The organism is Stenotrophomonas sp. YJH_SMC_79, assembly GCF_059367995.1.
The window spans coordinates 96,167-118,489 of sequence record NZ_JCAFRK010000006.1; the positions used below are offsets into that span (position 1 = coordinate 96,167).

Below are 22,323 nucleotides of genomic sequence, written 5' to 3' on the forward strand. Positions count from 1 at the left end.
GATAGCCCCGATCTTCACGTTTGCGGGATCAAGACGCAGTCAACGCCGCCCGCAGAACGGGCGACGTGAGGCTCGAAACTCAGCAATGGAAAGCGCGTACTACTCGTACTGGATCGTGAACGTCGCCTGCCCGTTGGCGGTGCCCGCACCGACGGTACCGGCCTGGGTCTGCACGTAGCGGGCCCGCAGCGGCAGGCTCATGACACTGGTACCGGTGGTGGTGGTGCCGACACTGATGGTCTGGCCGAAGCGCACTTCGCGTTCGGTGCTGCCGTCGCGCTGGACCATCTGGATGCCGATGCGGGTGGCGCTGTTGGTGGCTGCGCTCAGCTTCAGCACGCCGGGCATGTTCGAACTGTCCTGGTCGGCATCCAGGCGGATGCCGATCTTGCTCTGGTATGCGGCCACATTGCTGCCCTGGCAGTTCAGGCGGATCTCGAAGTCACGGTCGACGGCCTTGGAACCAACACCGGTAAAGGTCGTATTGGCCACGCTGCCGAAATCGACCGCGATGTTGCGGCTGCCGGCCTGCACTTCACAGGTCGGGCTGACCACGGTGGTGCCCGAGCCCCTGAAGGTCGAGGTCAGTACCGGGCGGCTGGGGCCATCCCCGTCGAAGTAATAGGTGGTGAAGCGGCCATTGGGTGCGATCACGCCCGAACCGGTCTGCGCGGCGGTCTTGATCAGCTGGATGCGGAACTGGCCACCGATCAGCGAGATGGTGGAGTTGGCGCCGAAGTTGATGGAATGCGGGTAGTAGGTCTGGATCGCGCCGGAGTCGCGGAACAGTCGGATGCCCACGCCAGAAACACCGGTCTCGTAGACGTTGGCAAAGCCGGCCACCGGCCGCTTCTGCGGCGCATTGACATACTCGCCGGTCGAGCTGCCGCCATACCAGTAGTCGCAGCGGGCGACGCTGTTCTGCTGGTTGATCGGCACGCTGATTTCCTTGATCACGCCGCCGACCGGTGTGCTGGGCAGAATGACGATCTGACCCATGTCCATCTGCACGTCCTGCGCAACGAATCCACTGACCTGGATACGGCACGCGGCGCTGGCCTGCTGAGCCAGCAGCACGCCGCCCAGCAATGCAAGGGCACTCAGCGCCTTGCGGCCACGGGAAGAGATCATCGGCATGCTGCCTCCAGCGGGATGAAGCCGGTCTTGGACGCATCAGCGCCCGCCGGAACCTGGTAATCGACGGTGCAGCGCTGGTCGGCGCCGGCGCCCCACTCCACCAGCAGGCGGCCCTGGTTCTTTTCACTGCGCACGTACAGGCGGCCGCCCTGGCTGACCATGCCCACCGGCTGGCCCTGCTCATCCTTGACCTGCGCACCGAACGGCATGGTGCGGCCATCGGTGTTGCGCACCTGGATCAGCAGCGCGTTGCCCTTGCGGGTATCGAAGCGCAGGTAGCTGATGGCACCGGCGAACGGCGCGATCGCCTGGCTGGTGCTCTCCAGTTCGACGTCGTGGGCCATGCCCTGCGGGTCGAGGGTGACGGTGTTGAGGCGGTACGGCGAGACATAAGGAACCACGGCGTAGCCGCGGCCGTCCACGCGCAGGCCCGGGGCGTTGCTGACGATGGCATCGCGTGCGCCCGGCGCTTCCACCAGCACCATCGTGTCGCCGCGCTGCGGGGTGAAAGTGAAGCCGCCCGGATGCACGACCACGCTGCCGTTGGCACCGACCGAGGCCTGGCGGAAATCACGCGAATGGCTGTAGGTGGCGTTCAACGCGGAGTAGCGGCTGCGGTACTCGACGTTGCCGACCGCGGTGGTGCCACCCTCGCGCGAGTCGGACAGGGCTGCGCCATAGCTGAAGTTGTTGTCGACGCCGGCCGAACCGGTGATGCCGACGCGGCTGTTGTCGTAGCCACCGCGGTCGCGCACGCCGAGATCGGCGCTGAACGACACCGGGTGGGTGCCACGGCCCAGCGGCACGCTCATCGACAGCAGGTACTGGGTGTCGGAACGGCCCAGCACGCCCTCTTCGGTGCGCAGCGCGGAGAAGCCATAGTTCACCGAGCGCCAGGCGTTGTTGTAGCCGACCTGGTACTGCTTGGAGGTACCGGGGCGATCGTAGAAGTCACGCACCGAACCGGTCAGGTACAGCGCGCCGCCACGACGACCCAGCGGCTGGTTCAGCGTCACCTGGAACTGGCTGCGCTGGCGGCCGCGGGTGGTCGGATCGATGCCACGCTTGTCCGAATCACGACCGTACAGCGCGTCCTGCAGGCTGTAGAAGCCTTCGGTCGAATAGCGGTAGGCGGCCAGGGTCAGGTTGGTCCCGGTCTCGCCGATCATGTTGCTGTAGCTCAGGCGCACACTGGCACCGGTGTGGTTGCCATAGTGGTCGAACGTCGTACGGGCGTGGGTGACGTCGGCGGCGAACGCGCCAACCGGCGTGGACAGGCCGACGCCGTACAGCAGCGACAGGTAGCCATCGCTCAGTGCGCTGCCGCCGTACAGGGTCAACTGGTTGCCGATGCCACGCTGATAGGTGCCCTGCACCAGCCACGGCTCATCGGCCAGCAGCTTGTTGCGCACCTGGCCGGCCGTCAGCGAGTAACGCGACACGCCTTCGCGCAGCATCTGCGGCACCGAACCGAACGGCACCTTGAATTCGCGGCGGCGGCCATCGGCCTCGATCACGCTCACTTCCAGGTCGCCGCCGTAGCCGGTCGGGTACAGGTCGTCGATGACGAAGCTGCCCGGCGATACGGTGGAGGAGTAGATCAGCTGCTGGTTCTGGCGCACTTCGATGCGCGCGTTGGTCTCGGCGATACCGCGCACGACCGGCGCGTAACCGCGCAGCGAATCGGGCAGCATGCGGTCGTCGCTGGCCAGGCTGGCACCGCGGTAACCGATCGAATCGAACAGCTCGCCGGTGGTGTAGGCCTCACCGATGGTGAGCATGCCACGCACCTGCGGGATGCCGCGCTGGGCGTAGGTCGCGATGCTTTGCCAATGGCGGCCGTCACCCTCGGACCAGGTCAGGTTCGAGTCGTGGCGGAACTGCCAGCCGCCCAGGTTGAGGCCGGCGTTGAGGCCCAGGTAGGCGCTGCGGTTGCGCTGGCCGCCATCGACACGGCTGTCGCTGTCGATGGCATTGAAGCTGTAGCCGACGAAGCCGGCATTGATGCCACGGTCCCACAGTGCCGGGTTGACGTAGCCACGCGCCTCGCGGCGCAGGAACACCTGCGGGATGCTGAGGTCGTAGCGCAGGTTGCCGCTGTCATAGACGCCATAGGCATTGGCCATGCGCTGCTGGACCGGCACGCAGCTGGTCTTGTCGGCAGGCACGGACGGATCCTGCTGCAGCAGCACGGCCTCGCTGTCCACGCCCATTTCTTCCAGCATCGGCAGCGGCAGGCAGGCGTCGACACGGCCCTGCGCATCGGCCTTGAACTGCAGGTCGCGGCGGCCCTGCCAGGCACCGTTGACGTACACGTCGACACGGTAGTTGCCGGCCACCATCGGATTGCCGTTGCTGAAGGCCGCCAGGTCGACCTGCTTGGCCTGGCCGGACAGGAAGCTGGAGTTGAACTGGGCCGATTCCGGTGCACGCGCGTTGGCCGCACCACTCTGCGCCATCAGCGCCTGTTCGCCGAGATTGGCCGGGGCAGCCAGCGCCCATCCTGGGCAGGCCACGCCAGCAACCAGCAGGCAAAGCGCCTGATGGATCGACAATGTCAATCTGTTTCCGATCACACTGACATTCCTTCAATTCGCCGCACAGCGGCGGTGGCGGGATGCGCAGGCCAGGGGCCAGCGCGGCGCGTTCAGCCCCCGGTGCTGCCGAGGCGGATGGTGTGTTCCACCCGGCCGCCGTAGTCGTTGATGGTGATGAAGCGGACCTGGTCGGTGCCCGCCGGTGCGGCGAACTCCAGGCTCTGCTTCGGCGCGACCATTGCGCCCTTGTCCTCGACGGCCTTTTCACTGCTGCCGGTCACGGCATGTACTTCGGCCAGAGTGACGTGGAAGGGGCTCGGGTTTTCCACCCGCAGACGGTCGCCCGTACGGGTCCAGCGCAGCGCTGCCGGCGCGTCGTTGGCGACGCCCTTCAGGCCCTGCGGCCGGTAGAAAAGCTTCAGGCGCGAACGGAACGCGACCTGCAGGTAATTCTGTTCGCCGCTGTCGGCGTTGTCCGGGGACGGCGGAACATCCAGCACGTTGAGCCAGAACACCGACTCACGGTCGGTCGGCAGCTGCGCGCCGGAGAAGATCAGTCGCAGCGCCTGGCTGCGGCCCGGCTCGACACGCGCGATCGGCGGCGTCAGCACGAACGGGGCATCGCTGGTATCGGCGGTCTGGTTGGCGTCGCCGCTGTCGATCCAGGCCTGCACCAGCGCCGGTGAATCGCCCACGTTGTCGACCTGCACGGTGACTTCGCGCGCCTGCGCCGGATAGATCACCCGCGTGCCATTGACCACCACGCCGGCCAGTGCGTCCTGGCAGAAGGGCAGCGTGAACGCTGCCAGCAGCAGCGCCCGGGGAAAGAGTGCTTTCATCGGAAGTACTACGCTCGAGGTATGGGGCCAGAGGCCGCGAGGCACTGGCCGGCGCGTACGCCGGCCAGTGCGGGTACGGCTACGATCAGTTGTAGATGATCGTGTACTTGACGCTGCTGGTGACGTCGCCCGGGGTGGCGGCGGCAGTGGCGTAGTACTCAGCGTAGTAGTTCAGGTCGGCCGAGCCGTCGGTGCCGACGGTGACCCACTGCGAGTTGGTCTGGGCCTGGCCAGCGCCTGCAGCCTTGATCGGCAGGACCTGGTTGTTCGAGCCCAGCAGCTGCAGCTGCACGTTGGTGGCAGCGTTGGCCGAAGCCTGGTTCAGCAGGCGGCCGGTGTTGAAGTCAACGGTCGAACCCGGCTCGAAGTAGGTCGCGACGTTGCCGGCGCTGCACTTGGTCAGGTTGATGGCGAACGGGGTACGACCGGCAACGTTACCGGCGGCGGCCAGGGTGTTCTTGGACACGGTCGGCAGGTTGACGGCGAAGTCCTTGCCGCCCGGGGTCGAGATGGTGCAGGTCTTGTCGGTCACCTTGCCGTTGAAGGTGATGGTGCCGTCGGCGGCGCTGGCGGCCAGCGGAGCGGCGGCCAGCATCAGAGCGGCAATGAGGTTGATCTTGTGCATTCGCTTTTACCTAACCCTACTGAAGAGATGGAAGTAGAGGAGGAAGCAAGGAGCACTGCCGGGCGAACAAGACCCATCCTTGCGTCTCACCTGTGGCCGGATTCGGACATACGTTCCCCTGAATCCGTGACGCAAGTATAGGCACAACTGTGATGAAAGTCTCATTATTTTTCTGAACGCCAATTCATTGACGCAGCAAATGTGACGTGTTAAGCGAAATGTTGGCCTTGCAGGTGCGGGAATTTGACGGTCGCCGGATCAGGTCGGAAACGACCTTGGATGACGCTTCGGGTGGCGCTTTCGGCATGCACGGAAACAGGCCTTTTTCAGGTCGAAATTGGCTTCTTTGATGCGCATCACTCTTTCTTGGTGATGGGCCTAGCAGATTCGGAATCGTCCTATTAAAGGCTGGTCGAAGCTGTCGCTAACTAGGACACACCGAACCAGAGAACGTGTCATGAGAACCTCCCTTCTGCTGTGCGTGGCCCTGATGTCCCTCAGTGCCGTGGCCCAGGCCAGCAGCGGCAGCATCCGCTTCAGCGGCCGCATCGTCGAACCGGGCTGCACGACCAACCTGTCCCAGGGCGAGCTGAGCCTGGCGGCCTGCCCGCCGTCGGCCAAGGGCTCGACGGTGGCTGTGACGGCGCTGGCCGATGGCCAGGCCGCAACGCTGCGCGATGGCAAGCGCCAGGGGCAGAAACTGTCGGTGTCGGCCAGCGCGATGCGCGCCGGCGATATCGCCTTCTCCGAGCGCTACAGCGTGCAGGCCTCGAAGCAGCAGCCGTTGCAGGGCGCCTACCTGGTCGTGGTCGACTACCTGTAAGCAGCACTGAAGGCCGGCGGGTTATGCCGGCTGCGGCAGCTCGAAGACCTGGCGCAGGTAGGCCAGGTAACCAGGGTCGTCGCACATGCTCTTGCCCGGCGAATCGCTGAGCTTGGCCACCGGCTGGCCGTTGCAGCGGACCATCTTGATGACGATGTTGAGCGGCGTCGGACCCAGATCATTGGTCAGGTGGGTGCCGACGCCGAACGCGACCTGGCAGCGACCACGGAAGTAGTCGTACAGGCGCATGACCTTGGCGATGTCCAGGCCGTCGCTGAAGACCAGCACCTTGCTGCGCGGGTCGACCCGACGCTGCTGGAAGTGCGCCAGCATGCGGTCGCCCCAGTCGAACGGATCGCCGGAGTCATGCCGGACGCCGTCGAACAGCTTGCAGAAGTACATGTCGAAATCGCGCAGGAACGCGTCCAGGCCGACCACGTCGGACAGCGCGATACCCAGGTCGCCGCGGTACTCGCGCGCCCACGATTCCAGTGCCGCCACCTGCGAATCGCGCAGTCGTGGGCCCAGTGCCTGGAACGCCTGCAGGTACTCATGCGCCATCGTGCCGTGCGGGGTCATGCCGTACAGGCGCGCGAAGTGCACGTTGCTGGTTCCCACCAGCTGCGGGCCCAGCGCATCGCGCAGCAGCGGCAGCAGGCGCGCATGCCAGTCGCGCGAGTAGCGGCGGCGGCTGCCGTAGTCGGCGATGCGGCACTGTTCGAAACCGGGTGTATCGCGCAGCAGCGCGGCCTTGGCCTGCAGGCGGCGCTCGCCTTCGGCGAAGTCAGGCGTGGTGGTGTTGCGGAACCAGACTTCGTTGATGATCGCCAGCAGTGGCACTTCGAACAGGATGGTGTGCAGCCACGGACCGGTGATGTCCAGTTCGATCTCGCCGGGCACGGTTTTCGACGCACGCAGCTGGATGTACTTGCGGTCCAGGTGGAACAGGCCGAGGAAATCGGCGAAGTCGGGCTTCACGAAGCGCAGCCCACGCATGTAGTCCAGTTCCGCGCTGCTGAAACGCAGGCTGCACAGATGGTCGATCTCTTCGTCGATCTGGTCGATGTAGCGGGCCAGGTCGATGCCGGGGGTGCGGCACTTGAACCGGTACTGCACCTGGGCGCCGGGGTGCTGGTGCAGCACCGCCTGCATCATGGTGAACTTGTACAGGTCGGTGTCGAGCAGGGACTGGATGATAGGCATGGGGCGGATTATGCGCCCGGAGAGGTGAACCGGGGCGCCGCCAGTCGATCCACGCCATGCGTGGATGGGTGGCCCGAACGGTAAAGCCGAGCGTGGACCCGGCGCTACAGCGACCGTCGCAGCAGGCGCGGCACCAGCATCAGCGCATGGGCCCAGATCGCGCCCCATACCGCCACCCGCACCGGCAGCGAACGCTGTTTCGCTTCGAACTTCTGGAAATAGCGCCACAGGCCCTTGTGCTTGTGCCATTCAACGAAGAACGGTCGTGAGCGGCTGGAGACGCCGCGCACATGGGTGACCTGCAGGTCGTTGGCGATCGCCACCACCGCGCCAGCCTCACGTGCGCGCCGGCACAGGTCCAGGTCTTCGGCGTGCAGGCGATAGCCAGCGTCCCAGCCACCGATGCGGTCGAACAGCGCACGCGGCATCATCAGCAGCGCACCGGACAGTGCCGGCACCCGCTGCAGCGACTGCTGAGGGTCGCGCGGGACCGCCAGCTTCGAGCCTTTGCCGGGCGAACGCAGCATCAACAGGAAATCCGGATCACGACGGCGCACCGCCTCGTCGGCATGGCCATGCTCGTCCAGCTGCTCGACACCCAGCAGGCAATCACCCAACCCTTCGGCACGGCTACGCAGCTCGACCAGGGTATCGGGCTCGACCATCAGGTCCGGGTTGATGAAGGCCAGCCACGGGCTGTGCGAATCGGCCACCCCCTGGTTGTTGGCAGCGGCAAAGCCGGGATTGTCAGGATTGCCGACAAAACGCACACGGGGATCGTGGCTGGCATGCCGTTGCACGATGTCCAGCGTGCCATCCAGCGAGCCGTTGTCGATCACCCGGATCTCGGCCACGTCCTGCGCCTGGCGCAGGCGCGAGAGGCAGGCATCGATGGTGCTGCCACTCTGGTAGGTGACGACGATGGCGGCGATGGCAACATTCAAGCGGGTGGCTCCGGCGCGGAAGGAACGAACAGGTCGCCCTGTTCCTTCGGCATTATCGCCTGCCGCATGCGCTGCTGCAGATCGGCGCGCAGACCGTGCAATGGATCGTGCATCAGGAAATCGGCCAGGCGCGGCACCCAGCCAGGCCAGCGCGCAGCCAGCGCCTCGAGGTCGCCATCGCGGCTGACCGCTTCGCCCGCCCGGCTGACGAAGGCGGTCTCGCACAGCACGTTGCGCCAGCCCAGACCAGCCATGCGCAGGCTGAGGTCGACCAGGGCCGCGTTCCAGCCGGCGTAGCTGTCCACGTCCAGGCCACCGGCGCGACGGCGCGCGTTGCCACGCACCAGCACCGCATGGGTGACCGCCGATGGCAGCTCCGGGTGCAGCGCCGGCAAAGCGGCGCAGGTCTGTGCCAGCAGCGCCGCATCGTCCGGTTCCGGATTGATCTCGCCCAGCCGTGGCCACGCAGCGGTTTCGCCGGCATTGCACCACGGGGTTGCGGTCGCGATGGCGGCATCGCGGGCGAAGGCGTCCTGCAGCTGCTGCAGCCAACCGGGTGCCGGCACGCTGTCCGGCGCCAGCACGGCCACGTCCAGGCCGTCGCAGGCGCGCAGCATCTCGTCCAGGTGGGCCACCTCGCCCAACGGCCGCGCGCGGCGGGTGTACTCGGCCTGCAGTGGCGTATGCGCCAGCCAGTGTTCGACCACCGCCTGCGCACGCGGACCGGTCTGTGCGTCGTCGGCCAGCCAGACCGCGGTGCCCGGCGCGGTGCCGGCATCCAGTGCGGCCAGGCAGCGATCGAGCGCAGCATCGTCCACGCACAGCGGCAACAACACGATCGCCCCCATCCCGCCTCCGTGGTTGTCGGTGGTCACAGCCTAGCACTGGGAGGGTATCGGCCGGGTTGCACCCGGCACCCGCTTCAGGCCAGGGCCGGAGCAACAGCAACAGCCGAAGCAGAAGCTGGGTTCCTGGGGTTGGCGGGGTGGGTCCGGTTGCGGGGGACGCCGTAAACCCGTCCTTGGGGGCTTGGCAGCCGCATCCATGCGGCTGACACCCCCGCAACCGGACCCACCCCGCCTTCGACAGATTTCTGCGAGCTGCGGTAGATCCACGCCATGCGTGGATGAATCTCCATTGGAATCGAATATTTCGAATTGGAATCGAAAAGCATCCACGCATGGCGTGGATCTACCGTGTCGACCAAGGTCGACACCTACCAACAGCCGCAGGAAACTGTCGAAGGCGGGGCACTGTGGGTTTGCGGGGTGTGAGCCGCATGGATGCGGCGACCAAGCCCCCATGGATGGGTTTACGGCGTCCCCGCAAACCCACAGTGCCCCGCCATCCCTCAGAAGACCCGCTGTTGCTGTTGCTGTTGCTGTTGCTCCGGCTCTGGCTCTGGCCTCTGCGGGTGCCGGGCGCAGCCCGGCCGTAAACCCCTTACTTCTTTGCGCGCGGCTGGTTCAGCGGTTCCATCGCTCGGAAGCGCTGGCTGTACTCGTCGGTCAGCGTGCGTGCTTCCTGGCCGTTGCGCACGATGCTCGGGGTCAGCAGCACGATCACTTCCGAACGACGGCTGGTGCGCGTCTTCTGCCCGAACAGGGCGCCCACCACCGGAATTCGGCTCAGGCCGGGAATGCCGCTGCTGCCATCGGTGGCCGAATCGGTGATCAGGCCGGCCAGCATGATGGTATCGCCGCTCTGCACCGCCGCTTCGGTCGACAGCTTCTTGGTGGAGATGCGCGGGTTGCAGTTGCGCTCGGTCGGGTTGCAGTTCTCCGGAACGTCCGAGGCACTGCTCACTTCCTGCACGATATCCAGGAACACCGTGCCATCGCGGGTCACGCGCGGGCGCACCTTCAGGATCACGCCAGTGTCGATGTACTGCACCGAGCTGTAGCTGCTGGTGCCAATGCCGGTGTTCACCGTGGTGGTGTTGATCGGCACCTTGTCACCCACGTTGAGCGTGGCCTCGGCGTTGTTGCGCACGAATACCGAAGGCGTCTGCAGCAGGCGTACGTCGGTGACCTTGTCCAGCGCACTCACCACCGCCGCGCCGTTGTGCCCGGTGAACGCCCAGCCAAGGCCTTCGCCACCGGTTACGGCACCGGCGAAGCTGCTCCAGGAACCGCCAGCGGCGGCAGGCAGGGTCACGCCGCCCAGGGCGCCGGTCAGCTTCTGCCCGAGCACAGCATTGTCGAAGAACCAGTTGACGCCGTACTTCAGGTCTCCGGTCAGCGCGACTTCGGCCACCTGCGCTTCAATGTGCACCTGCAACGGCATCACATCCAGCTTCTCGATCACTTCCCGGATCGAGCGCCAGGCCTGCGGGGTCGAGCGCACCAGCAGGGTGTTGGTTTCCTCCACCGCCGACACGCCCACGCGATCGCCCTCCACTTCCAGGCTGACGCTGACGTTGCCGGACTGACGCTGCGGCAGGTTCATGCTTCCGCTGTTGCCGCTGCCGGAGCTGCTGCCCGGGGTCGAACCGAAGCTGCTGCTGTTGTTGCTGTCCATGCCGCGCTCGCCGTCGCTGCCCAGCTGCGATGGAATCGCGCCCGGTGCCAGCGATGCGGGGCTGGAACCGCCACGATTGCCGCTGCTGGCGAAGGCTTCACTGAGGCGCTCGGCCAGGTCGCGCGCCTTGATGTAGCGCAGCTCGTAGGAGAACAGGCGTGCACTGCCACCAGCGGTATCGATGCGGTCCAGCCATTGCTGGATCTGGTCCAGGTAACGCACCTGCGGGGTGATCACCAGCACCGCGTTGGCGTTTTCCAGCGGCAGGAAACGGAACATGCCGGCGCTGGGGGTCTTGCTCTCCTCGCCGAACACCTTCTCCAGATCGGCAGCGACCTGCTCGGCCTTGCCCGACTGGATCGGGAACACGCCCACCGACATGCCCGACAGCCAGTCGACATCGAAGATCTCGACGGTGCGCATGTAGTTTTCCAGCTCGGCGCGGGTGCCCCCGAGGGTGATCACATTGCGGCCGCTGTCGACGTTGACGATGGCGTTGGGCCGCGCATACGGCTCCAGCACCTTCTTCATCTCCGTGGCGGAGATGAACTGCAGCGGGATCACCCGCACTTCGAAACCACGTGCGCTGGCCGCCGGTGCGGTACTCGGCGCGACGGTGCCGGCCAGGGCCTGGTCGGCGGCGACGATGTTGTAGCGGCCACCGCTGTAGACCATGCGGGCGTTGTTCCAGCCCAGCACCATTTCCAGCAGGTTCAACGCCTGTGCCGGCGACACCGGCTTGGGCGTGGCCAGGGTGACCGTGCCCTGCACGCCCGGTGCGATCACGTAGTTCTGGCCCAGCATGTCACCAAGGATGGCCTTGACCACCGCATGCACGGACTCGCCTTCGAAGTTGAAGGTCGCCTCGCCGGTGCTGGCGCCATGCAATGCCGGTGCCGGTGCGCGTGCGGCTTCGCGGTTGATCATGGTGCCGGTACCGCGGCGGATCACGGCCTGCGGAGCCCCCTGGGCGTCACGGGCGGCATCGGCAGCGACCTCGGCTGCCTGGCCGGCCTCGGCAGTGGGCGACAGGTTGCCCTTGCGTTGCACATGCGGCGCGGACACGGTGCTGCAGCCGACCAGCAGCGCGAGGGCAAAGGACCAGGGAAGAAAACGCAGGCTCATGCATTCACTCTATCGGTTGGTGCCATCGCCCGGGGGCGGCGACGGTTGTTGCTGCTGTTGTTGCTGCAGCTGGCGGCGACGGGCCTGGATGCGTTCGCGGATGGCCTGCATCTGCGCTTCGCTGGGGCCGTTGTTGTTGGCAGGAGGTGCCGCGGCGGCGGCTGATGGCACGCTGCTGGCGGGCTGCGGCTGCGCGGTTGCGGTTGCAGCAGCCGGAGGTGGGGGTGGCATCGGCGCTGCGCCCGCCGGCGGCGGCACAACGACCGCGCCCGCCGGTGGCGCGCCATTGGCACCCCGCAGTACGGTGGGTGGCTCGCCACCCTGGCCGTTGAACACGGCCAGTTCCAGCACCTGGCTGCCACTTGGGCCGATCACCGTGGCCTGGCGCGGCGCCAGCCCCACCAGTTGCCAGCCGTCCACCGCTTCGCCATTGAGGCGCAGGCGCAGCGAACGATTCTGTTCGGTGGTGAAGGTAGCCATGCCGAAGTCGCCGGTCAGCAGTACGCCGGTCAAGCGCAGCGCGGCGCTGGCGGCAGGCTCGCTGCCACCGAGCAGGTAGGGCTTCGGCCTGCGGTCCTCGGCGAACAGCGGTCGCTCGCCGATCGCGCTGTAGCTGTCGGCGCTGGGCATGCGTTCTGCGGCCAACGGCGGCAGCACCGGCAGCGAAGGCGCCGCATCGGCATCACCGTCGGCACCGGGTAGCTGGCTGCCCAGGCCAAAACCGGTGGCCAACCAGACCGCCGCGGCCCAACCGGCCAGGGCCAGCAGGAAACCGGTACGCAGGCTGATCTGCTCAAGTTTCATCGGCCACCTCCTGTCCCTCGACCGGCGCAGCCGGTGCGGGGGCTGGCGCAGCTGAAGGCGACTGCGGCGCGGACACCGTTTCGGCGGCAGGTGTCGGGGCACTGCCATCGGCAGCAGCGCCCGGCAGCAGGTAGCCGGCCAGCTCGAACGACACATCCAGACCAAGCCCGGATTCATTCGGCGATTGCTGGAAGCGCTGCGCGATCAGGTTGAGGTTGTCGACGAACAAGCGCGGGCTGCCGGTTTCCAGGCTGTGCAGCACCGTGGCCAGCTCGGCCACGCCACAGCGCAGGCGCACCTGCATGGCCACGCGCACGAACTCGGCGTCCCGGCGGTTGTCGGTGAGCGGCGTGCGGTTGCTGATGGTGCAGCTGCGGTTGCCCGGGCTGGCCATCGCCACTGCATCCTGCAGCTTCGCGCCCAGTGCGGCGGCGGCGGCCTCGGCTGTGGCCTCACGCAGGAAGCCCGGCCGTTGCTGCAGGGCTTCGCGGGTGGCTCGCAGGCGCTGCTCGATCTGCGGCTTCTGCTGCAACTGTGCCTGCACGCGCGATTCGCGCTCACGCAGCGTCGCAACATCGGCATCGATCTCGCGCAGCGGCTGGGTGAACCACGGGTGCACCAACAGCAGATAGGCCAGGCCCAGCACTGCCAGCAGCAGTGCCAGCGCCAGCCAGCGGTCACGGCGTGCGCTTGGCATCGGCATCGGCCGCCTCCCGGTTCGGGGCTGCCGCCGGCAACGGCTGCAGTTCAGCGGTCATGGTGAAGCGATCGCGGCCGCTGGCGACACCATCGGCCTGCAGCACGCCGGTCAGATTCACTTTGCGCCACTGTGGCGCATCCTGCAGCAGCTGCACCAGCTGCGATGCCTCGCGGCTGAGCCCGATCAGCTGCAGGTTGTTGTTCTCGATGGCCAGTTTTTCCAGGTACGTTCCCTCCGGCAGGCGCCGGGTCAGTTCGTTCCAGATCTCCACCGTACCCGCGCGCTGGCCGCGCTGCTTTTCCAGGAACGCAGCACCGTCGATGAGCGCCTGCAGCTGGGCACGTTCGCTGGCCACGCCACGCGCACTGCGCGCGCTGCGCTCCACCTGGGCACGCAGTTCATCCGCTGCCGCGCGGCGGTTGTCGAGCAGCTGCAGGCCAGCCAGAACCAGCATCACCACCGAGGCCACCGCCAGCAGGAGGTTCCAGCGCCGCATCGGGTCGGCCTGCAGCTGACGCTGCACGGGCGGCAGCAGGTTCACCTGCAGGATGTTGCCCTGCGCATCAATGGCATCGACACCGGACAGTGCATCGGCCCATTGGCCCACAGCGCTGCGCCAGGCCTCAAGCTGCCGCAACGGCCAGGCCACCAGTTCCACCTGCAGCTGGCCCTCGCCCGCCGCGCCACGTTCGCGCACGTCATAGCTGACCTGGCTGGATTCGAACGGCGTCTGCCGGTCGATCTCGAAACCGACCACCGCACGCAGGCGGTCAGCCGCCGCCGCTGGCAGGCGCAGCTGCCGGCGCAGCACATCGCCGGCAGGCAGCAGCCACACCCGCGGCAGGCTGCGCAGGCGGGCTTCCAGCACGCGATCCAGTTCGGCCGGGGACAGCGGCCACGGCAGCCGTACCACCGGTTCGCGGCGCTCCCCCGCCTCACGCCAGACCTGAAGGTGGTCGCCTTCGCGCTGCAGCAGCAGGCGGGCCTGCGCCCAGCCCAGCGCCCACTGCCAACGGGCCGGCACCCACGCCAGCAGCGATTGTCGCCACCAGCGCAGGAAACGGCCGGCACCGGGGCCGATCCGGCCCTGCACCTGCCGCACACTGTCCTGCCAAGCCGTCATCTTGCTGTCATTCCCTGCTCCCAGCGAAGCACTGTGTAGGACCGCCCGGGAACCCCGCCCGAGCCATTGCGTACCACTGCCTGCAACACCGACCGGCGTCCACTGCCGTCCGTTGCACGAGACTCGATACTATAGGTGCCACTGCTGCTGGCAAGCGTTGTCGCACCGCCAGCGGCATCTGCATCACGCTCCTGCTGGGCGCGCTGCGCCAGCACGGTGTCCGCATCCATGCCCAGTGCGGTCAGCACCGGTGCGCTGGCAAACTGCGGATCCGGTCGCGCCTGGCGGCTGTACAGGGTCAGGTGCGGCAGCATGGCCTGGTACAGCGGCCCGCGCATGCCGAGTACCCGCTGCAGCTCGCCCAGCGTCTCGAAACGCTTGTTGCGGGGGCCATAGGGCAGGCCTGCTGCGGCATAGTCGGGCGCTTCGGCACCACCGCCGGGCTGCAGCAGGCTGTCCTCGTCACGCCAGTCGACGATCGCGCCGGCCAGCTGGCGGGCCTGGGTTTCGTCTTCACCCAGTGCCTTCAGGAAGGCGCTCAGCAGGGCCACGTCGGCCAGGTTCAGGTTGATCTTGCCGTTCTCGTCCAGCACCTTGATCTCGATGCTGGCGTCATCGAACTGCCAGCGGTAGACACGGCCGTCGGCGCGCCAGGGCGCCCGCTGCGGATCGGCGGACAGGCGCGTCAACGCGTACTCCAGTCCCGCTCGTGCACGCTCCTGGCCACGCGCATCATCACCCAGCACCCGCTGCTGCAGATGCTCGACCCGCGCGCTCAACGCGAACGCCCCCACCAGCGCCGTCATCAGGGCGATCAGCCACAGCACCAGTACCAGCGCTGCCCCTCGCACCCGGCTCATCGCGCACCTCCACTGCCGCCGGCGCGTGGAGCGACCACCAGTGCAGGCCAGGGGGCACCCTTGGCAGGCACGATCTGGATCTCCACCAGCATCGGCAGGCGACGGGTATCGTCCCAGCGCGGCATCCAGTCGCTCATCTGGCCGGTACTGGCATCGATGCCGCGATAGCGCAGCTGTACCGACTTCAGGTTCTCCACCAGCACTTCCGGCGGGCGCGGCGGGTTCTCGGCGATGCGCTCGCCTTCCTGCAGCAGCACCAGGTCCAGCAGCAGGCGCTGCTGGCCATCGCGTCCGTCCACCTGCAGCGCGTGCAGGTAGGCTCCGCCACGGCCGAGGTAGCCCGGCAGATCGGCGGCGAACAGCATGCGCTGCTCTTCGCCCTGGAAGAAGATCGGTTCGCGGGTGGGATCGGGCACTTCCAGCGGCGTGCGCAGCGCACCGGCCAGTTGTCGCCGCAGCAGGGCTTCGACCGCACGCATGCGCTCACTCTCGGCGGCAATCTGCTCGCCGCGCTGGCTGACCGCCATCGCCGAGCGCACGCTGGCGAACGCCAGCGCCAGGCCACCGGCCAACAACACCGTGGCCAGCATCACTTCCACCAGGGTAAAGCCTGCGGCGCGTCGCTTCATCGCGCGCTCTCCAGGTCCGGCGGCAGCAGGCGCAGGCTGCGCCAGCGCAGCTGTTCGCGTTCGCTGTCACCCCAGCGCACCTGCAGTTGCAGCTCGGCCAGCCAGGGAGCCCCCGGCGATTGCGCCTGCACCTGTGCCGCGTTGCCGGCACGCGGCTCGACCCATGGCTGCACCTGCAGCTCCCAATGGTATCGGCCCTGTTCCCAGTCGCCCTGCTGGCTGCCGACCTGCAATGGCGAGGCGACACCGGCTTCGGCCAGCAACGACTGCGCATGCAGCACCGCACGCGTGCGCAGCTCGGCTTCGCGGACCTGTTTCGCGCCACCTGACAGGCTGCCCAGCAGCAGTGTCAGCGCCAGGCCCAGCAAGGCGAAGGCGATGATCACTTCCAGCAGGGTGAAGCCGCGGGCGCGCCGCTTCATTGCGCCCGCCAGGGGCCGGAGCGGACCTCACCGGTCAGCCAGCCCACGTCGATGCGCCATTCGGCATCATCACGCTGCAGCCGGATGCGGCCGCCGCTGGAGCCGCCGTCGGGATGGAACTCGATCACGCCCTGCCCTGGCGCGGTGGCCAGCTGCGCGGCGCCTTCGAACTGCACCTGCAGCTGTGCCGGCACATCACCGTGGCGCCGGTTGGCGCCTTCCCAGCGCCGCTTTGCCGGCTCAATGACAAAGCGCTGCGGTTCACCGCGGGCGATGGCCTGCGCGCGCACCATGCGCAGCTGGTTGGCGATGTCCTTGCCGGCGCTGCGCAGCTGCATGCCGGCAAAGCCGCGCGACAGACCCGCGGCGGTGATCAGGCCGATCGCCGCGATCAGCGCGATCACCAGCAGCATTTCCAGCAGCGACAGGCCCGCCGCGCGCCTGCCGTGCAGGCGCGGGCGAGGCAGCCGGCGCGGCAGGAAATGCGTCATGCCCGGTTACGGCTGGTAGCGGATGTCGGCATCGACGCTGCTGCCACCGGCCTTGCCGTCCTTGCCCAGGCTGATCAGTTCATACGGCTGGCCTTCGCCCGGCGCGCGGTACTCCAGTGCGTGGCCCCACGGGTCATTCAGGTCGGCCGGCTTGGCGTACGGGCCCAGCCAGCCGCCGACACCGGCCGGTGCGGTCACCAGATCGTTGAGCGAGCCCGGCAGCTTGCCGGTATCGATCTGGTAGTTGTCGACCTTGGATGCAACGGTCTGCACCTGGGCCTTGGCGATGTTCGCCTTGCCACGATCGGCACCACCCAGCACGCGGCTGGCGACCAGGGTCAGCACCGCACCGATCAGCACGATGACGATGATGATCTCCAGCAGGCTCATGCCCGACTGGTTGCGCGCGGCGGTGAAGGAAAGGCGGATCGGTCGACGGGAAGCAATCATGGTCGGTCCTTTCAGTTGCGGAGTGTCGGGGTTGCGTAGGGAGCCATCATCAGCCGATGGCATTGGTCAGGTCGTACAGCGGCACCAGCACGGCCACGATCACCGCGCCGACCACCGAGGCCAGCACCAGGGTGATCGCCGGCACCATCGCCGCCAACAGACGGTCGATGCGGCGCGCGCTGTCCTGTTCAAACGTGTCGGCAGCTTTCAGCAGCATGGTATCGAGCGCGCCGGACTCCTCGCCGACCTGGATCATCTGCAGCGCCAGCCGTGGGAATCGCTTGCCACGTGACAGCGCCAGCGACAGGCCGGCACCATTCTTCACTTCATCGGCGGCCGCTTCCACGTCGGCGGCCAAGGCGCGGTTGCCCAGCACGTTGCGTGCGATGCCCAGCGCCCCAAGCAGCGGTACGCCATTGCGCAGCAGGGTGCCCAGCGTGCGCGCCAGCCGTGCGGTTTCCAGCTCACCCAGCAGGCGGCCGATGCCGCGACGCTGCAGCAGCCATCCATCCAGCGCCAGCCGGAACGCCGGCTGCCGTACCTTGCGTTCGAAGAACAGTGCCAGCACTGCGGGCACCACCAGCAGCAGCACCCACCAGTCCCGCACGAACAGGCCCAGCTGCAGCACCGCGTTGGTGAACCACGGCAGCGCCACGTCCAGGCTTTCGTACATCTGCGCGAACTGTGGCACCACGTAACCGAGCAGGAACAGCAGTGCACCGCCCACCACCACCAGCAGGATGGCCGGATAGACCAGTGCGTTGATCACCTTGCCCTGCAGCGCGCGGCTGCGTTCGAGGTAGTCGGCCAGCCGCTGCAGGGTCTCGTGCAGGCTGCCACCCGCCTCGCCGGCACGCACCATGTTCACGTACAGGCGCGAGAACAGGCCGTGCTGGCGTTCCAGCGCGGTCGACAGCGGTGCACCGCCGCGCACCACGTCGCGGATGTCGGTTATCGCACGCCGCGAGCGTTCGTCTTCCGGCAGACCGAGCAGGATCGACAGTGCACGGTCCAGCGGCTGGCCGGCGCCAAGCAGGGTCGCCAGCTGCTGGGTGAACTGCAGCAGCGCCGCGCCCTGCAACGGGCGCTGGCGCAGCAGCGTGCGCCAGCTGCTGCCGCCAACCGCGCCGCCATCAGCCAGCTGGGTCTCCATCGGCAGGTGGCCCTGATCCTGCAGGCGCGCGACCAGTTCGGCCTCGCTGGCTGCTTCCATCTGCCCGTCGAAGATCTCGCCGTGCGGATTGAGCGCCTTGTAGCGGTAGTTCGGCATGTCAGCCCCGGCGTCCTGCGCGCATCAGCTTTCCTCGGTCACGCGCAGCACTTCCTCGATGGTGGTCTGCCCACTGAGCGCTTTGGCCAGGCCATCCTCGTACATGGTGCGCATGCCGGCTTCACGGGCGATGCGTTCGATCTCGCCCATGCCATCGCGGCGCATCACCGCGCGGCGCAGCGCGTCGTTCATCACCAGGAATTCCATGATGGTGGTGCGGCCCAGGTAACCGGTCGGCGCCAGTGCCGAAGGCTTCGGGCGGTATAGATGGATCGGCCCTTCCGGTTGCAGACGGCGCAGCTCGAAGCGCTCGATCTCCTCCGGCGAGGCTTCATAGCGCTCGGCGTGGGTCGGCTCCAGCCGGCGCACCAGGCGCTGGGCCAGGATGCCGTTGATGGTGGACGTGAGCAGATAGTCCTCCACGCCCATGTCGAGCAGGCGGGTGATGCCGCCGGCCGCATTGTTGGTGTGCAGGGTGGACAGCACCAGGTGGCCGGTCAGCGCCGACTGGATCGCGATGCGCGCGGTTTCCAGGTCGCGCATTTCGCCGATCATGATGATGTCCGGGTCCTGGCGGACGATGCTGCGCAGTGCGTTGGCGAAGTCCAGCCCGATCTGCGGCTTGGCCTGGATCTGGTTGATGCCTTCGATCTGGTACTCGACCGGATCTTCCACCGTGATGATCTTGACGTCGGCGGTGTTGAGCTGGCTCAGCGCGGTGTACAGCGTGGTGGTCTTGCCCGAACCGGTCGGGCCTGTGACCAGCAGGATGCCATGCGGTTGTTCCAGCACTTTGCGGAACTGCGGCAGGAACGCATCGGTAAAGCCGAGCCGATGGAAATCGAACACCACCGTTTCGCGGTCGAGCAGGCGCATCACCACGCTCTCGCCGTGCGCGGTCGGCACCGTGCTCACGCGCAGGTCCAGCTCCTTGCCCTGCACGCGCAGCATGATGCGGCCATCCTGCGGCAGGCGGCGCTCGGCGATGTTGAGGCGGGCCATGATCTTGATGCGGCTGATCACCGCTGCGGTGAGGTTGGCCGGCGGGCTTTCGCCCTCCACCAGCACGCCATCCACGCGGTAACGCACCTTCAACCGGCTCTCGAACGGCTCGACATGGATGTCCGAAGCGCGCAGTTCCACCGCACGCTGGATCACCAGGTTGACCAGGCGGATCACCGGCGCTTCCGAGGCCAGGTCGCGCAGGTGCTCGATATCGTCGACCGCGCCGCCCTCGCCGTCTGCGGTTTCAACGATCGCGCCCATCGCGCTGCGGCCCTGGCCGAACCAGCGCTCGACCAGGTCATCGATCTCCGCACGCATGCCCAGCACCGGCGTCACCGGTACGCCCAGCGCCAGCTGCACCGCCTGCTGCGGATAGGGATCGTGGGCGTCAGCCAGCCACAGCCGTACACCCTGTTCATCCAGCGCCAGCGGGCATACATGGAACTGCTTGAGGAAACGCAGGGACAGCGGCAGGCCCTCGGCCAGGCCCTGGGGCGGTGAATCCGGCAGCTGCTTGCCATCCAGCAGCGGCAGACCCAGCACCTCGGCGCTGGCCTGCGCCTGGTCACGTTCGGACACCAGCCCCAGCCGCACCAGCAGGCCAAGCAGGCTGCCGCCCGCCTCCGCGTGCAGCGGCCGTGCCCGTGCAAGATCGCTCTCCTTGAGGCGGCCACGCGCCAGCAACGCATCCAGGATGCGACCTTCGGCGTCGTCGGCGGCGGTTGCAGCAAGCGCGTTCACGTGACTCTCCTGTCAATCGGCTCGACTTTAGCAGTTACGCCGTGATTTCCGTCGCCCTGCCGCCCGCTTTCGTAAAAAGCCGAAGCCCGTCACATCAGGTGACGGGCTTCGGCCATTCAACTACCGCACTGCGCGCTTACTGCGTGGCGAGAATGCTCACACCGCTGTAAGCCGCCTCACCCACCACCTTGATGTAGTAGGTGCCGGCGGTTGCTGCAGTCACGCGCACCGTTTCCGAGGTGCCCGGGCGGGTCGAGCGCGCATCGTTGTCGGTGGCACTCGGCTCGCGGCCCTTGGCCAGGTAGACCGAGACGTTGCCGGTGCCACCGTAGGTGATGACGCTGAGCTGCTTGCCTGCCGCAGCCTCGAAGCTGTAAAGCACGCTGCTGCCGGCGGCACCACTCAACCCGCCGATGGCCACCTTGTTGGTCAGCGGCTTGGCCACCGGCCCGCAGTTCTCGGTGCACGGCTCTTCCAGGGCCTTGTCCAGCGCGGCCTTGGCGTCGACGATGCCGGTACCGATCGGCGTGGCGGACGGAATGCTGACCGGGAACGGGCGTGCCGTTTCCTTCAGCAGGGTACGCATGCCTGCCGGTGCGAGCGGGTCGCGGTTGGCGGCGATCAGTGCGCTCTGCACCAGCGCGGCGACGGCCGCCACATGCGGTGCCGCCATCGAGGTGCCGGCCTTGCCGCCAAGGGTGTACCCCTCGGTGGAACCGGCTGCCGGCGGCGACGTCTTGCTGCTGGACACCGCCTGCCAGACATAGCCGTTCGGATTGCCGTCGGTGACGCCACCGCCCGGGCCGGACAGATCGATGCGGGTACCGAAGTTGGAGTAGTAGGCCATGGCGCCGGTGATGCCGGTCGCGCCGACCGAGACCACGCCATCGCAGTTGGCCGGGCGGGCGTTGGCGACATTCATCGAGTCGTTGCCGGCTGCCACCACCACCAGGGTACCGCGGTTGGTGGCACCGGTGATGGCCGCCTGGTAGGCCGGATCACAGCTGCCGGAGCCGCCCAGGCTCATATTGATGATCTCGGCCGGATTCTGGTTGGCAGGGATGCCGGCCACGGTACCGCCCGATGCCCAGGTGATGGCGTCGGTGATGTCCGACAGGGTGCCACCGCAGTAGCCGAGCACGCGCACCGGCAGCACCTTGGCCTTGTAGGCCAGGCCGGCGGTATGCAGGCCGTTGTTGGTGGCCTCGGCGATGGTGCCGGTCACATGGGTACCGTGCCAGCTGCTGTCACGTACCGGCGAACCGTCGTAGCAGGCATTGGCGGTGGGCATCCAGTCACCGTAGTCGAGTGCACCCGGCACGCGGCCATCGGCGGCACGACGCGAGCGGCTGGCCTGGCTGATGAAGTCGTAGCCCTCCAGCAGGGTGCCGGCGGCGAAATCCGGGTGCTCGGGCAGGATGCCGGTATCGAGCACCGCCACCACGATGCCCTCGCCCTGCGAGACGTCCCATGCGGCCGGTGCGTTGACGCCGCCGACCGGGTTGTGGAAGTGCCAGTTATGGCTCTGGTAGTACGGATCGTTGGGCACGAAGCTGGGCGACGCATCGGACTTCGCGACAGCGGCCGCACGCGGCGACGACGCGGCATCGATCGGATACATGACGGCGTCGGCCACCGCATATTCGACGGTCGGGTCAGCCTTCAGTTCGCCCAGCACCTTGTCCAGATCAGCGCGCGCGATGCCGCCCTGCAGGCGGATCAGGTCGGCGCCGATGCCGAGCTTGCGGGCCACCTGCGGGCGCAACGCGGCACTGCGCGCAGCCGCGTTGGTGCCTGCCGGCACGGCGCGCGCGATGGCCGAGTTGACCACCGCCAGCTTGGCGTTTGCATCGGCAGCTGCGGCGCTGCCAGCGCGGTACTTCACGATGATGCCATCAACCTGCTGCGTCTTCGGGCCGGACAACGGCGCATTTGCTTTCAGGTCGGCGGCCTGTGCCAGGCCAACACCGGTCAGCGACAGCACGGCGGCTGCCAACACATTGATGCGAAGGTTCTGCTTCTTGATCACGTCGAATTCCTCTTCTGGGTCATGGATCGAACCAACACTGCGGCCA

At 67.4% G+C, this 22,323-nt stretch carries 20 protein-coding genes; 1 reads left to right on the forward strand and 19 read right to left on the reverse strand.

Translation table 11 applies throughout. From position 1 onward, the window contains the following. Positions 1 to 99: 99 nt before the first annotated feature. The 4 genes from AC5P57_RS19910 to AC5P57_RS19925 all read right to left on the reverse strand — a co-directional run bounded on the left by AC5P57_RS19910 (position 100) and on the right by AC5P57_RS19925 (position 5,138). On the reverse strand, positions 100 to 1,137 hold the full coding sequence (locus tag AC5P57_RS19910) for a fimbrial protein (RefSeq protein ID WP_262234527.1): 1,038 nt from the start codon (positions 1,135 to 1,137) through the stop codon (positions 100 to 102). Continuing rightward, positions 1,128 to 3,692, reverse strand: coding sequence for a fimbria/pilus outer membrane usher protein (locus tag AC5P57_RS19915; protein WP_315974195.1), 2,565 nt, complete (start codon positions 3,690 to 3,692; stop codon positions 1,128 to 1,130). The genes AC5P57_RS19910 and AC5P57_RS19915 overlap by 10 nt, the downstream gene beginning before the upstream one ends. 92 nt (positions 3,693 to 3,784) lie before the next feature. Next, complete coding sequence (locus AC5P57_RS19920; protein WP_099553531.1) at positions 3,785 to 4,513, reverse strand: fimbrial biogenesis chaperone; 729 nt, start codon at positions 4,511 to 4,513, stop codon at positions 3,785 to 3,787. A gap of 85 nt (positions 4,514 to 4,598) precedes the next feature. After that, the gene (locus tag AC5P57_RS19925) at positions 4,599 to 5,138 is read right to left on the reverse strand and encodes a fimbrial protein (protein ID WP_262234525.1); all 540 of its coding nucleotides are present in this window, start codon (positions 5,136 to 5,138) and stop codon (positions 4,599 to 4,601) included. Positions 5,139 to 5,595: 457 nt separating this feature from the next. Here AC5P57_RS19925 and AC5P57_RS19930 point away from each other — a divergent pair, with 457 nt between their 5' ends. Then, a complete protein-coding gene (locus tag AC5P57_RS19930) occupies positions 5,596 to 5,961 on the forward strand; it encodes a hypothetical protein (RefSeq protein WP_099553528.1) in 366 nt (121 codons plus the stop codon). 21 nt (positions 5,962 to 5,982) lie between these two features. Here AC5P57_RS19930 and pncB read toward each other — a convergent pair whose 3' ends face one another. From pncB to AC5P57_RS20005, 15 genes are all read right to left on the reverse strand, one after another. Then, positions 5,983 to 7,164: a nicotinate phosphoribosyltransferase gene (pncB, locus tag AC5P57_RS19935; RefSeq protein ID WP_049402409.1), complete on the reverse strand. Its 1,182-nt coding sequence runs from the start codon at positions 7,162 to 7,164 to the stop codon at positions 5,983 to 5,985. A 104-nt stretch (positions 7,165 to 7,268) separates the two neighbouring features. Further along, on the reverse strand, positions 7,269 to 8,108 hold the full coding sequence (locus AC5P57_RS19940) for a glycosyltransferase family 2 protein (RefSeq protein ID WP_099553526.1): 840 nt from the start codon (positions 8,106 to 8,108) through the stop codon (positions 7,269 to 7,271). Further along, positions 8,105 to 8,956: a glycosyltransferase family 2 protein gene (locus tag AC5P57_RS19945; protein WP_099553524.1), complete on the reverse strand. Its 852-nt coding sequence runs from the start codon at positions 8,954 to 8,956 to the stop codon at positions 8,105 to 8,107. Before AC5P57_RS19945 ends, AC5P57_RS19940 begins: the two co-directional genes overlap by 4 nt. Positions 8,957 to 9,551: 595 nt before the next feature. Next, complete coding sequence (gene gspD / locus AC5P57_RS19950; protein ID WP_099553779.1) at positions 9,552 to 11,753, reverse strand: type II secretion system secretin GspD; 2,202 nt, start codon at positions 11,751 to 11,753, stop codon at positions 9,552 to 9,554. 9 nt (positions 11,754 to 11,762) lie between these two features. Then, positions 11,763 to 12,557, reverse strand: a complete 795-nt coding sequence (locus AC5P57_RS19955) for a type II secretion system protein, XpsN-like (RefSeq protein WP_142807226.1) — start codon at positions 12,555 to 12,557, stop codon at positions 11,763 to 11,765. After that, entirely contained in the window at positions 12,547 to 13,260 is a 714-nt protein-coding gene (gene gspM / locus AC5P57_RS19960; RefSeq protein ID WP_430542847.1) for a type II secretion system protein GspM, read from the reverse strand. The genes AC5P57_RS19955 and gspM overlap by 11 nt, the downstream gene beginning before the upstream one ends. Continuing rightward, the gene (locus AC5P57_RS19965; RefSeq protein ID WP_262234524.1) at positions 13,235 to 14,380 is read right to left on the reverse strand and encodes a PilN domain-containing protein; all 1,146 of its coding nucleotides are present in this window, start codon (positions 14,378 to 14,380) and stop codon (positions 13,235 to 13,237) included. The genes gspM and AC5P57_RS19965 overlap by 26 nt, the downstream gene beginning before the upstream one ends. Then, on the reverse strand, positions 14,377 to 15,240 hold the full coding sequence (locus AC5P57_RS19970; RefSeq protein WP_262234523.1) for a type II secretion system minor pseudopilin: 864 nt from the start codon (positions 15,238 to 15,240) through the stop codon (positions 14,377 to 14,379). The genes AC5P57_RS19965 and AC5P57_RS19970 overlap by 4 nt, the downstream gene beginning before the upstream one ends. Next, positions 15,237 to 15,869 carry a type II secretion system protein J gene (locus AC5P57_RS19975; RefSeq protein WP_262234521.1) on the reverse strand — a complete coding sequence of 211 codons (633 nt, stop codon included), beginning with the start codon at positions 15,867 to 15,869 and terminating at the stop codon, positions 15,237 to 15,239. Before AC5P57_RS19975 ends, AC5P57_RS19970 begins: the two co-directional genes overlap by 4 nt. Next, positions 15,866 to 16,291 (reverse strand): type II secretion system protein XpsI, encoded by a 426-nt coding sequence (gene xpsI / locus AC5P57_RS19980; RefSeq protein WP_099553791.1) that lies wholly within the window; start codon positions 16,289 to 16,291, stop codon positions 15,866 to 15,868. Before xpsI ends, AC5P57_RS19975 begins: the two co-directional genes overlap by 4 nt. After that, a complete protein-coding gene (gene xpsH, locus AC5P57_RS19985; RefSeq protein WP_142807221.1) occupies positions 16,288 to 16,782 on the reverse strand; it encodes a type II secretion system protein XpsH in 495 nt (164 codons plus the stop codon). The genes xpsI and xpsH overlap by 4 nt, the downstream gene beginning before the upstream one ends. Positions 16,783 to 16,788: 6 nt before the next feature. After that, the gene (gene gspG, locus AC5P57_RS19990) at positions 16,789 to 17,232 is read right to left on the reverse strand and encodes a type II secretion system major pseudopilin GspG (protein WP_004142831.1); all 444 of its coding nucleotides are present in this window, start codon (positions 17,230 to 17,232) and stop codon (positions 16,789 to 16,791) included. Positions 17,233 to 17,281: 49 nt separating this feature from the next. Next, complete coding sequence (gene xpsF / locus AC5P57_RS19995; RefSeq protein ID WP_099553795.1) at positions 17,282 to 18,502, reverse strand: type II secretion system protein XpsF; 1,221 nt, start codon at positions 18,500 to 18,502, stop codon at positions 17,282 to 17,284. A gap of 24 nt (positions 18,503 to 18,526) precedes the next feature. Further along, on the reverse strand, positions 18,527 to 20,248 hold the full coding sequence (gene gspE / locus AC5P57_RS20000; RefSeq protein WP_005408024.1) for a type II secretion system ATPase GspE: 1,722 nt from the start codon (positions 20,246 to 20,248) through the stop codon (positions 18,527 to 18,529). 136 nt (positions 20,249 to 20,384) lie between these two features. After that, a complete protein-coding gene (locus tag AC5P57_RS20005) occupies positions 20,385 to 22,277 on the reverse strand; it encodes a S8 family serine peptidase (protein ID WP_099553797.1) in 1,893 nt (630 codons plus the stop codon). Between the last annotated feature and the right edge of the window lie 46 nt (positions 22,278 to 22,323).